Source organism: Rhodopila sp. (genome assembly GCF_965277825.1).
Classification (GTDB): Bacteria; Pseudomonadota; Alphaproteobacteria; order Acetobacterales; family Acetobacteraceae; genus Rhodopila.
Map to the genome: position 1 here is coordinate 4,749,029 of NZ_OZ255846.1, position 12,306 is coordinate 4,761,334.

The 12,306-nt window shown below is 62.3% G+C and carries 10 protein-coding genes; 5 read left to right on the top strand and 5 right to left on the bottom strand.

What is annotated here, in order from left to right; translation table 11 throughout:
• Positions 1-259 precede the first annotated feature (259 nt).
• On the top strand, positions 260-2,404 hold the full coding sequence (locus tag ACQY4T_RS22865; protein WP_428535375.1) for a hypothetical protein: 2,145 nt from the start codon (positions 260-262) through the stop codon (positions 2,402-2,404).
• 147 nt (positions 2,405-2,551) lie between these two features.
• On the opposite strand, the gene ACQY4T_RS22870 is transcribed toward ACQY4T_RS22865, so the two are convergent.
• Positions 2,552-3,256: an FkbM family methyltransferase gene (locus tag ACQY4T_RS22870; RefSeq protein ID WP_428535377.1), complete on the bottom strand. Its 705-nt coding sequence runs from the start codon at positions 3,254-3,256 to the stop codon at positions 2,552-2,554.
• 465 nt (positions 3,257-3,721) lie between these two features.
• Here ACQY4T_RS22870 and ACQY4T_RS22875 point away from each other — a divergent pair, with 465 nt between their 5' ends.
• Both ACQY4T_RS22875 and ACQY4T_RS22880 read left to right on the top strand, forming a co-directional pair.
• Positions 3,722-4,657: a hypothetical protein gene (locus ACQY4T_RS22875; RefSeq protein ID WP_428535379.1), complete on the top strand. Its 936-nt coding sequence runs from the start codon at positions 3,722-3,724 to the stop codon at positions 4,655-4,657.
• A gap of 635 nt (positions 4,658-5,292) precedes the next feature.
• On the top strand, positions 5,293-5,424 hold the full coding sequence (locus tag ACQY4T_RS22880; RefSeq protein WP_428535381.1) for a hypothetical protein: 132 nt from the start codon (positions 5,293-5,295) through the stop codon (positions 5,422-5,424).
• Positions 5,425-5,534: 110 nt separating this feature from the next.
• Here the strand turns inward: ACQY4T_RS22880 and ACQY4T_RS22885 are convergent, their stop codons facing one another.
• Positions 5,535-6,164 carry a thiamine pyrophosphate-dependent enzyme gene (locus ACQY4T_RS22885; protein WP_428535383.1) on the bottom strand — a complete coding sequence of 210 codons (630 nt, stop codon included), beginning with the start codon at positions 6,162-6,164 and terminating at the stop codon, positions 5,535-5,537.
• A gap of 14 nt (positions 6,165-6,178) precedes the next feature.
• A complete protein-coding gene (locus tag ACQY4T_RS22890) occupies positions 6,179-6,769 on the bottom strand; it encodes a thiamine pyrophosphate-binding protein (protein ID WP_428535385.1) in 591 nt (196 codons plus the stop codon).
• Between the two features lie 46 nt (positions 6,770-6,815).
• On the opposite strand from ACQY4T_RS22890, the gene tcuA reads away from it, so the two are divergent.
• Positions 6,816-8,216: an FAD-dependent tricarballylate dehydrogenase TcuA gene (tcuA, locus tag ACQY4T_RS22895; RefSeq protein ID WP_428535387.1), complete on the top strand. Its 1,401-nt coding sequence runs from the start codon at positions 6,816-6,818 to the stop codon at positions 8,214-8,216.
• Positions 8,203-9,312 (top strand): tricarballylate utilization 4Fe-4S protein TcuB, encoded by a 1,110-nt coding sequence (tcuB, locus tag ACQY4T_RS22900; protein WP_428535389.1) that lies wholly within the window; start codon positions 8,203-8,205, stop codon positions 9,310-9,312. Before tcuA ends, tcuB begins: the two co-directional genes overlap by 14 nt.
• 109 nt (positions 9,313-9,421) lie before the next feature.
• On the opposite strand, the gene ACQY4T_RS22905 is transcribed toward tcuB, so the two are convergent.
• Positions 9,422-9,982, bottom strand: coding sequence for a nitroreductase family protein (locus tag ACQY4T_RS22905; RefSeq protein WP_428535391.1), 561 nt, complete (start codon positions 9,980-9,982; stop codon positions 9,422-9,424).
• A gap of 136 nt (positions 9,983-10,118) precedes the next feature.
• Positions 10,119-12,191 (bottom strand): hydantoinase/oxoprolinase family protein, encoded by a 2,073-nt coding sequence (locus ACQY4T_RS22910; protein ID WP_428535393.1) that lies wholly within the window; start codon positions 12,189-12,191, stop codon positions 10,119-10,121.
• Positions 12,192-12,306: the final 115 nt, after the last annotated feature.

Sequence of the window (12,306 nt, forward strand, 5' to 3'; positions counted from 1 at the left end):
TTGTCCCAAGAAATAGTCTGTACGAACATCGGCGGCGAGGCGCCGATGGCAAAAGGCGCAGTTCAGCGCCCATATCGTCGATAAAACCCCGTCAGCAGTGAAGTCCATCTGTTTCACATTAATACTGCAGTAACACTCTAGTCCTTAACCACTTTGCACGCTGCTTCGTGTTAGCGGCCTCGAATCTTCAGTGCGTTAACAAATTATCAATCTCTCGACGTTTAGACATCGCCCGGTATTCACGATTTCGGGAGATCTCATGTCAAGCACTCAGACGACGGCCCTTCCGGCGGTTGCCGCTGCGGTCGGATACGATACTGAAACTTTTGGGCCCGCGGTTACTCTCGGCGGGAATTGGCAGAAATTCGACTTCTTTGGCACCAACCCAGCATCCATACCGGTCACTCAGAATGCTGACGGTAGCGTGACGATCAGTCCGGGCGGAAATGATTATGGTGCGCAGCTTTCTACCGCATCGGTCGGCACCACGCCAACGAACTGGACCGGCGAGGCGTTCGGAGGGGGGGCCTATTTCCAGGCCACCATGTCCTTCAACGGCCCAGCATCATTCTGGGCCAACGACGTCGAGAACATGGCCACCGGTAGCACCATTGGACAGAGCACGTCCCCGTCCTGGATCGAAGCAGACATTGCTGAATTCGATACCACCGGCGTCTATGGATTTGCGCTGCACAATTGGACCTCGACGGCGAATGGCGGCCAAGGCATCAGTACGCTGAACTCTGGTTCCCCAGTCTTTCCGGCTGGCGCCAATTACACGGTTCCAAACACCTATGGCCTTCTCTGGGTCCCGGCGACGGCCACAACGCAGGGTTACGTGAAGTGGTATTTCAACGGTCAGCAGGTTGGGAATACGATTTACTGGAACCAGTTCAATCCTAACGAACCGGCGAGCGCTAATCCGTACAGCGTCATGGACAGCCGGCATATGGCCTTGCTTCTTGGCGCCGGAAGCAGCACGCCGAATACCGTCTACAACGTACAGGTCTGGCAGGCATCGGCCGCGCACGACATCTCAACGCTGCCGACACCCACCCCAGTGCCAACCCCCGCGCCAACGCCAACTCCGGTTCCCACACCAACCCCAACCTCGAAGCCATCTGCCAACGACACCGTTGTGCATGCTGGTTCCACCGCCGCGATTATCGATGCCAGCGGCAACGCTTGGACGATCACATCGGGTGGCCAGGTCGCCACCAATGGGACAACCGACACGACGACCGGCAAGGTGATCGAACTGGCTTACGTCAGTGGCGAAGTCTGGCAGGAGAACAGCGATAAATATTGGTGGGGCAGAACCAGCCCAACAGCACCCTGGTCGCCGAGCGCCGGAACCACTACCAGCCCGCTACCCGCCGCGACGGTTCCAACTCCGACACCCGCCCCAACACCTAACGAGGTCACACCGACTTCCGGGGGAACACTATCCGACGCCGCGGGAAACAAGTGGACACTCACATCCGCTGGTGTCGTGCAGGAGAATGGCGGGGCTGTTTCCGGCGGCGCTGGCACCGCTGCATTCGCGATCGTGAACAATGTGTTGTACGGTCAAGATGCAGCCACGAAAGCTTGGTATACCTATTCCACCACCACTCAACAGTGGTCGAGTTCGACGGCTCCTTCGGCAACGCTGACTCCCGTACGAGCGCCGACGCCCACACCCACCCCGATACCCGCACCAACGCTTACCCCGGTGCCAATCCTTAATGAAGTCGCGCCTGCTTCCGGCGGAACCCTCTCCGACAACGCGGGAAACAAGTGGACACTCAGCTCCACCGGTGTCGTGCAGGAGAACGGCACGGCAGTCGCTGGCGGGGCCGGCACAGCAGCCCTCGCGATCGTGGGCAATGTTGCTTATGGCCAGGATGCCACCAGTAAGGCCTGGTATACCTATTCCCCCACCACCCAGTTATGGTCGGGTTCGGCCGCCCCTCCCATGACGCCAACGGTAAACGTCGCCGCGACCCAAGCGGGGGCCACGGTCAGCCAAGGCATGGTCTCCATCATCGCAACATCCGGCAACCATATGATGTTTATCAGCGGATCGGGTGACACGGTAAACTTGGCGGGGGGTGTCAATACGATCACCGATACCGGCAGCGGCAACACCTATATCCTTCCGGCCGCCGCCAAAGGCTCCGACATCTTCACCAAGAATATACTGACGGACGGTGACACGTTGGACCTACGTTCCGCACTGTCGGCGACAACGTGGAACGGATCGGCTTCGACACTGGCGAATTACCTTACGGTCACCAACCCGTCGCAAGGGAGCGTGCTATCTATCGCATCGACCTCCGGCGGATCCGGCGTCGCCATAGCGACTATCAACGGCGCGACCGGCACCACCCTGTCCAGCCTGCTGGCTCATGCTGTAACCTGACGTAAGGACGGCCGCCGGGGCTGAGCCCCGGCGGCCGTTGGGTTTTTTTACAAGGCCCGAAACCCGCGGACGCCCATCGGCATCGGGGTTCAGGGCCGAGTGCCGGCAGATGTTAGGGTCGGGAGCTACCAGTATAAGAACATGAAGTCACAGACCGTCTTCAACGATCAGATTACAACCTAGTTCGGTCAGGAGATTGTATTTCTGGGTTTCGAAATATGCCAACATCCTAGCTCGATCGGCCTTCTCGTTCGCTTCAATACATATCACAGAGGGTCTGATCTTGTCGAATTGGCAAGAAGTGATTATCGAGGCGTCAAGCCCTTCCATATCGATGGAAAGAAAATCCACCCGTTGCTGACCGGCGTAATCACGGAATAGCTGACTGAGCGTGATGACATCAATATTGTAGGACCGCAGTAATTGCGCCCTGCCGTCTGCGATGTAGGTCCGCGCGGTTTCGGCGTCTAGAGTGGACAGCACAGAAGGCAGCATTTCCTTGAATTCCAGGCGCCCTGGCGCAAGACCGATCGCCTTCGGCACCAGAATGTCCTCAGGTCGCCACTTTCGATGAAGGTGCCCGAGCAAGGGTATCGGCTCCACGGTCACGCCACGCCATCCGTTCTGATAAAGCAAATAGGTGTTGCTAAGCCGGTATGGATGCGACGCGCCAACGTCGACATAAAACCCGCTACGCTTTTGCATGAAGCGTTTGAGGATAAAATGATCTTCTCCGTGCTGAGAGAACGATCCTCGTCGCTGACCAGCTCTATAAGAATAAGCGTCACGGACCCTGCGATACGCCGAATACAAAATCTCGTTGTTCCGGACCATTCGTATCGCTGCCTTCATAACCCACCTCTTCGGACAACCATGGCTTAAACAAATTCAGGAATCTGCATCCGAGTCGCAGTCCCCTCAAAACGGTGTCGCTATCAAAGGGGAGGTTAGGTGGTCCCCGATTTCAGATTGCGAAGCAGGGTAGCCCAGATTTCGCCGCGCGCACGGACCGCCCACTGTATTCCACGCCGGTTCGGGATGTTCCGACTCCACACTTCACCCCCCACAGCGTTGGATGATTCAGCCTGTCCAAATCAATGGTTAGACGGTTTTCTCCCACAGACGTTATCCACTGATCCTCAGCGACGACAGCGTGCCGCCTCCGAACCGTTCGGTGGCATGCAGTCTGGACACGGGCCCAACCGAGTCGTTCGATATAGCCAAGAGATCGGTCACATCCACCTGGACAGGGGAAAACGCTGAGAGGCATATGAATGATATTGGAACACATCACTCCAGCAAGAAGTTGAGATCTGGATGCATATCCGCACGCTGCCCCTCACACTGATTTTTGCGATGACATTGGTTGCGCTCGGCGCCGCGCACGCCACCGAACGGACGGCACGAGTACCAGACGCTGCGGCAGCGGTTGGTTTTGACACGCAGACACTCGGGCCGCATGTCCATCTGCTTGAGAATTGGCATAAGTTCAATTTCTTTGGGGTTAAGCCAGACTTGATCACGGTCAGATCAAACCCCGACGGCAGCGTCACTGTGACGGGGCCGGGAGGCAACAACTATGGTGCGCAACTATGCACCGCCTACTTTGACGCAGCTACCGGTATGTGGACAGGAAGGGCGTTTGGCGGCGGCGCGTTCGTTGAAGCGACAATGTCGTTCACGGGCGCCTACCACGGGCCAGGGCCGACGTTCTGGGCCAACGATATTGAGAACATGCATAGCCGAACCGCGACCGACAGAAATATCCAATGGCTGGGTCAGTCGCGTGGCTTCGGCAACTGGATCGAGGCTGACGTTGTTGAGTTCAATGCATCCGGACTGGATTACGGCATTGCCATGCACAATTGGTATGGGACTCCAGGCGGTTTCAAGGATCTGAATACAGCGACTCTGGCGGGATCGCCGGTTGCCGCACCCGAGGGGACAGTTTTTTCGCAGCCCCATAGATATGGCTTCCTGTGGGTTCCGGCCACGTCGTCGGCTGAAGGTTACGCGAAGTGGTTTTTCGACGGTGTGCAGGTTGGCAAAACCGTGACATGGCATGACTACAGTCAATCCTCGAAGCCTCCTCCGGTTGCAGGTAGCAGCGCGTTCAGCGTGATAGACAGTCGTCATCTGGCGCTGATCCTCGGTACGGGAAGCAATCCGGTAACGATTTCGGCGGTATCAGTGTGGCAACGTTCGGCGGCGCATAACATTGGTTCGGGCACTGCTCCCGTGCCGGCCCACTGAGGCGGCAATAGTGCGGCGGTCCGGTTTTCCGGGCAAAGGTTAGGCTGCGGCTCTTGAGATCACGTTCAAGCCGGAATCGCGTGTTGTCACGCCGCAGTCGCGTCAGCCTGCCTTGCCCCAGCCAAGCCCGGGGCCACCTGGCGCGACAGCCTGCGGTGCCGCACGCATATCGCAGGCAAGCTCGGCGTCAGCGGGATTTGGTCGAGGCACAGATCCTGGCTAATAAGCACGGCACCTCTGAGGCGTTCATCGGAGCTATCGAGGCTGCGAATGTCGCGTTGGCGCAGGCGCGGGCAGGTTGGAGCCAATTTTTGCAGAATTGGCATAAGTGCAATGCTGCGACGCGGCATTACTTTCGAGATAGCACGGTGCATATGATGCGAGGCTAGGCTCGACTATTCTGAATATGGAGAATGTTCGATGCGGTGTTTTGTTCTTGCGGCGCTCACTGCGATGAGTCTGGCAGGCGTCGTCAGTGCCACCGCCAATGCTGCGACGGTCGGTCAGACGCAAACCAATTATCACGCAGGCCAGTCCGGCGATACCGGTCTCCGCCCGGGGTTCAACCCGCAGCAAGGAGATGGCGGTTGGGGCTGATAGGTGCCAACGCGTCGGGCGATATACGGAGGCTCATAATGAAAAGCATGATTCTCGCAGCAATCGCTGTCGTCGGTCTGGGTTCAGCCATTGTCAATGCCCAGGCGTCAGCATATCACCCGCCGGCGCAAAACTTCCAGCAGAACAACTGGCTTAATGGCGGAGACTAAACCGTTGGCCATGGGGTCGGAAAAGTCGACTGCTTTGGCGGATTTGGCAACGATAGGCAGACGTATAGCTTGGACGCGGGTCTAACGGCGGGTGCGCATAATGCCACCCGTCAAGGCCGTACTCCCAGGCCCCGCATGAAATTGTCCCGGATCCGCGCTGGGTCGCGTTCCGTCGTATCGGCCGGCTTCTGATTGTCGATGCGGCAGCCGATCAGCCACGGACCGTCTTCGGTCAACGAACGCTCTATCAACTCGACGAACGCGTCCTCGTCAGCCGCCCAGGCGCTGCGCGCCATCCCTGATGCCCGAGCGATCCCGACGATATCGGCACCCTGCTCGGTCATCGTGGGCTGACCGCCGGTGATCTGGTAGGCGCCGTTGTCCATGATCACGATGCAAAGATTGTCCGGCGCCCGAGCGGCGACTGTCGACAGCGAGCCAAGCTGCATCAGGATGGAGCCGTCGCCCTCCAATGCGAAAACCTTGCGTCGCGGCTGCGCGATCGCCACCCCCAGTGCGATCGGCACCGCAAGGCCCATGCTGCCCAGCATGTAAAAGTTCTGCTGACGCCGGCCGCCGGGGAGCTGGGAAGCGGCCCATAGGTCGAAATTGGTGTAGCCGATGCCGCCGATGACGGCCTCATCCCGGTGCAGCAGGGCGATCATTCGCGTGGTAATGTCGAAGCGGTTCATCACCTTGGCCTGATCCCGGCTGGTCGGGTGGTTCGCTGAAGACGCCATGACCGGATCCCCCTTTATTTCGCGAAGACCTTGCCGCCGGTCAGCAGCGGCGACAGGATGAAACAGACCGGGGCCATGGTGGCCAGTGCCTGGGTGATGGCTCGGTCGACGGTGAATTCGACCTCGTCCAGCCGGGTCATGGTGTGGTGCTCGATCGCGAGGGCGGTCAGCACCGGGCGCATGGTGCGGGCGACTAGCGACTGGCCGATGTTGAATTCGCCCAGCGTGCCGCGTTCGGACACCATCATCAGCGTCGGGATCGAGAACGGCACCGAGAGCGAGGCGATCACGTTGGGCAGGGTGGCGAAGCCTGAGGTCTGCATCAGCAGGATGCCGCGCCGGCCGCCCATCCAGGCGCCGGCGTTAATGCCCAGCGCCTCTTCCTCGCGGGTGCAGGCGAAGGCGGTGAAGAACGGGTCAGCGTGGACCGCCTCGATCAGCGGCCGCAGCACGTTGTCCGGGACATAAGTGACCAGGCTGACGTCGTGGCGTTTCAGCACGCCGCGCACAATCTCGTGCCACGGCTCGAGCTTGCTGGGATCGACGGTTTCGGCCATTTCGCCCCCTTCGCTGAACTCCGGCTGCGGAATTCGCACGCCTTGCACGATGCGGCAACCGTTCGTAGGTAGAAATTTGCCGCGGGGTGAATGGATGCCGGATCGGACGAAGAGCTATGACGTGCTGGTCGCCGGCGGTGGCAACGCGGCTTTGTGTGCCGCGATCACCGCCAGGCAGGCGGGCGCCAGCGTGCTGCTGGTGGAAAGCGCTCCGAGGGCGTTTCGCGGCGGAAACAGTCGCCATACCCGCAACCTTCGGGCGATGCACGATGCGCCGAACGCGGTGCTGCGTGACGCCTACAAGGAAGACGAATACTGGGACGACCTGCTGCGGGTCACCGGCGGCAATACCGACGAGGCGCTGGCGCGGATGACGATCCGAGCGTCATCGGGTCTGTTCGGTTGGATGAAGGCTGCCGGCGTGCGGTTTCAACCGTCCCTGACCGGGACGCTGAACCTGGGACGCACCAATGCCTTCTTCCTGGGCGGCGGCAAGGCGCTGGTCAACGCCTACTATCTGACGGCTGAGAAACTTGGCGTCGAGGTGCTATACGATACTGAGGTCGTTTCGATGAACATGGACGAGGGTTCGGTGCGTTCGGTCGATATTACCTACAAAGGCTTTCCCGAGACGGTGACCGCGCGCTGCGTGGTCGCCTCATCCGGCGGGTTTCAGGCCAACCTGGACTGGATGCGGCAGTATTGGGGTGATGCGGTGGATAATTTCGTCATTCGCGGCACGCCGTATAACCGAGGCCGGGTGTTGAAGAATTTGCTGGCGCAGGGCGTTGCCTCGGTCGGCGATCCGACGCAGTTCCATGCCGTGGCACTCGACGCGCGAGCGCCGAAATTCGACGGCGGGATCACCACGCGTCTGGACAGTGTGCCATACAGTGTGGTGGTCAACCGCGACGGCGAGCGGTTCTACGACGAGGGCGAGGATGTCTGGCCGAAGCGCTATGCGATCTGGGGCCGGCTGATCGCCCAGCAGCCGGCGCAGATTGCCTACTCGATCTGCGATGCCAAGGCGTTTCCGCTGTTCATGCCGTCGGTTTTTCCCGCGATCCGGGCGGACACGCTGGAGGAACTGGCGGTGAAGCTGAAGCTGGAAGCCGGCAAGGTCCGGCGCACGGTCGAGGACTTCAACGCCGCGGTGAAGCCGGGTCAGGTGTTCGACAACCTGAAGCTGGACGGCAATACCACGACCGGGCTGACGCCGGAGAAGACCAACTGGGCGCGCGCGGTGGACAAGCCGCCGTTCTATGGCTACCCGCTGCGGCCTGGCATCACCTTCACCTATCTGAGCGTGAAGGTGAATGACAAGGCGCAGGTGCTGATGGATGATGGGCGGCCGGCCGGCAACCTGTTCGCGTCGGGCGAGATCATGTCTGGCAATATCCTGGGCAAGGGGTATCTTGCCGGATTCGGAATGACGATCGGCACGGTGTTCGGTCGGATCGCAGGCCAGGAGGCAGCACGTCGTGCAAGAAACTGACGCCGTCATCAATGCGCGGCGGGAGATGGAGGTTTGCAATGCCTGCCGCTACTGCGAAGGGTTCTGCGCGGTGTTTCCGGCGGTGGAGTTGCGCCGCGAGTTCACAGCCGGGGATTTGAGCTATCTGGCTAATCTGTGCCATGGCTGTCGCGGGTGTTACTACGCTTGCCAATACAGCCCGCCGCACGAATGGGGCATCAACGTGCCGGCCGCGCTGGCGGAGGTGCGGGCGGAAAGTTATGCCGAGTATGCCTGGCCGAAGCCGCTGACGTCGGTGTTCGCGCGCAACGGTACCGTGGTGTCGCTGATCGCGGCGCTGGCGATCGCGGTGGTGCTGATACTGGCCATGTTGCTGAACTCGCCGGGCACTTTCTTCAGCGCGCACGGTACGGCGGCGGGGTCGTTCTACGATATCATTCCGCTGTGGGCGCTGCAGATCGTCGGGATCGCGACGTTCGGCTTCTCGCTGGTGGCGTTGGCGATGGGGGCCAGGAATTTCTGGCGTGACGCCGGGCCGCGGGAGAAGATCGGGCCGGTGGCGATCGGGATCGCACTTTGGGATGTGCTGACACTGAAGAACCTTGGCGGCGGTGGTAACGGATGCAACGATAATTCCGAGGCGTTCTCGATGCGGCGGCGTTACCTGCACCATGCGATGTTCTATGGCTTCCTGCTGTGCTTCGCCGCCACCAGTGTCGGGTTCGTCTATCACGCGTTTCTCGGCTGGCCGGCGCCCTACCCTTTCATCAGCGTGCCGGTTTTGCTGGGGACGGTGGGTGGTGTGCTGATGCTGATCGGCACGGTCGGGCTGTTCGCGATGAAGCTGGTGGACGACCCGATGCCGGCGATCCGACGCCTGCTGGGCGGGGACGTGGCGTTGCTGTTGCTGCTGGCAATGATCGCGCTGACCGGCCTGGTGCTGCTGGCGGTGCGCGCCACCGGTGCGATGGGTCTGGCGATGGCGGTGCATCTGGGCTTCATCCTGGCATTCTTCGTGGTGCTGCCGTACTCCAAGATGGTGCATGGGGTTTACCGATCGGCCGCGCTGCTGCGGCGGGCGGTGGAGCGAAAACTGCAGCCGCTGGGCGGGGAGTAGCCGAAACCGACGGCGGTTCAATCGCAGGGGTCGGCCGTAAATGATTTGACGTCCGCTTTTACGCCGGAACCAGTTGGTCTGGCGGGTTTGCTGGGGCGACTGGGCTTTTTCAGCCCACCCAGACCGACACGAAATCGCCGGGGTCGGGCCTTGGCAAGGGTGACGATCCGCCGGTTCGGGTGCCGATATACAGAAATCCGATGATGTCGTCGTCCTCGGCCAGCCCTAGCGTGATCTTCACCTTTGGGTCGTAGGCCGGGGCGCCGGTTTTCCACACCGCGCCGTAGCCGAGCGCCGGGGCTGCCAGCATGATGGTCTGGGCCGCGGCCGAGGCTGAGGCGATCTGCTCGATCTCAGGGATTTTGTGGCCCTTCAGAACTTTCGCCGCCACGGCCACGATCACCGGCGCGCGGAACGCCTTGTCGCGCTCGCGCCGCAGTTCCGCCTCGGACGCCGATGCATCGCGCCGGCGTAGCGAATCCGCCATCAGCGCGCCGAAGGCTGCGCGCCGGGTCTCGCCGATCACCACGAATCGCCATGGCCGAAGTCGCCCGTGATCCGGCGCGCGCACGGCGCTGGCAAACATCCGATCCAATTCCACGGCCGAGGGGCCGGGTGAATCCAGCTTCAGCGCCGATTCCCGGGTCAACATCAGGTCGAGCGCGTCCATTACGGTACTCCGGGCGTTGGGGGAGAGATGGCCTGCCTATCTCCGGCGTCCGCCGCACGGTAGGCGAACTTCAGAGGCTGGGACATTAGCTCTTATTGCGCCCGACCTGCCAGCCACGCGCCAAGCCGTCCGCGGGTCAATCTCGGGTCAGACGGATATAGCCCAATTCGGCGACGCGGCCGGTCCACCCCGGCGGCACCACGATGGTCGAATCCAGCGCCTCTATGATCGCGGGACCGGAAATCGCGGCGTCGACAGCCAAGCCGTTGCGCCAGTGCACGGCAGCGGCAGCGAACCCGGTCGCCGCAAACCATACCTGTCGCGAAGCCAGCCGCGCGTCGGTTCGGTCGGTGGGCTGCGCCAGCTTCAGATCGGGCAGCTTTCCGAGCGCGGTCAGCCGCAGGTTCACGAGTTGCACCGGCTCTTGCCGGTTGGCGTGGCCGTAGGTCTGTTCGTGCTTCTGGTGAAAAGCCTCCGCCAGATGTTGCAGCATCGCCTTGGTCACCGGCCCATCCTCGACCGGCAGCGTCAATTCATAAGCCTGTCGGCGGTAGCGCAGGTCCGCGGAACGAGGCAGCGTTCGGCGTTCGGGGGGCACCGAGGCGTCTTGCAGCATCGCGGTGCCCGCCGTCTGCATCGCGGCGAACGCATCGGCGACGCGAACCGGATCGACCTGGCCGAGATCGGCATACAGGGTTCGGGCGTAGTCACGCTTCAGGTCGGTCGCCACCAGTCCCAGTGCCGAAAACGCGCCCGGCGCGGGCGGGATGATGACTTCCGGGATCGCCAGCTCCTCGGCGAGGGCGACGGCGTGGACCGGGCCGGCGCCGCCGAAGGCGATCAGGCTGAACTCGCGCGGATCGTGGCCGCGTTCGACCGAGACAATGCGCAGCGCCTGGGCCATGTTGCTGTTGACCACCTGGTTGATCCGCGCCGCCGAGTCCTGCACCGACAGGCCGAAGGGTCTGGCCACGTCGGTCTCGATGGCCTGTTCGCTGGCCGCCAGATCGATCGGCAGGCCGCCGCCCAGCAGAGCGCCCCGGTCGAGCCAGCCGAGCACGACGTCGGCGTCGGTGACTGTCGGGTGGGTGCCCCCGTGGCCGTAGGCTGCCGGGCCTGGGTCGGCGCCGGCACTGGCCGGACCGACCTTCAGGGCGCCGCCGGGATCGACCCAGGCGATCGAGCCGCCGCCGGCGCTGACCTCGGCGAGGTCGATCACCGGCACGCGGATCGGATGACCGGTGCCGTGCATCCAGCGCCTGGTGTTGGCCGCGCCCCCGACCTCGTATTCGGCGGTGACCGCGACCTCGTGGCCGACGATCACGCTGGCCTTGGCGGTGGTGCCGCCCATGTCGAACGAGATCAAGTTGGGCCGGTCGAGCTGGCGGCCGGCCAGGGCGGCGGCGATCACCCCGGCGGCGGGGCCGGATTCCACGGCCATCGCCGGCATCCGCAGCGCCTCGGCGATGTCGAACACGCCGCCTGAGGACCCCATGACGTGCAGCGCCGGCAATCCGAGTTCGGCGGTGGCGCCGGACAGGCGATCGAGGTAGCCCGCCAGCAGCGGGCCGACATAGGCGCAAACCGCGGTGGTGCTGGCGCGTTCGAACTCGCGGATCTCGGGCAGCACTTCGCAGGACAGGAACACGCCGACGTCGGGCAACGCGGCCCGCAGCGCCGCGCCCACCGCGCGTTCGTGGCTGTCGTTCAAGAACGAGAACAGGAACGACACAGCGACCGTCTGCAGGCCGGCGGTTCGGATCGCCTGGATCAGCGCCGGAAGTTCGTCGGTGGCCAGGGGGGTCACGATTTCGCCCTGGGCGTCGATCCGTTCGGTGATTTCCCAGCGGTAGCGTCGCGGCACCAGGACGTTCGGCGCATCCTGGAACAGATCATACAGGTCGGGGCGGGAGGATCGCCGCAGTTCGAGCAGATCACGAAAGCCCTTGGTGGCGATGAAGCCGCATTTCGCACCCTTATGCTCGAGCAGCGCGTTGGTCACCACGGTGGTGGCGTGCGACAGCAAGACGACGTCAGCCGGGTCGATCGCATGCTGTGCCAGGCCGCGCCGGATGGCTTCGATGACCCCCCGGCCGAAGTCTTGCGGCGTGGTCAGCACCTTGGCGATCCCGATTCGGCCGGTATGCTCCTCCACCGCCGCCACATCGGTGAACGTGCCGCCAATATCGATGCCTATACGCCAAGCCATACGCCATGCTCCCTGCCGCCTTCGCCCGCCGGGCCTTGACGCCCGTCGTGACCATGCCCGTCGTGGCATGCGCCCCCGTGACTTTGCCCCGTCGTGACTTTGCCCCGTCGTGACT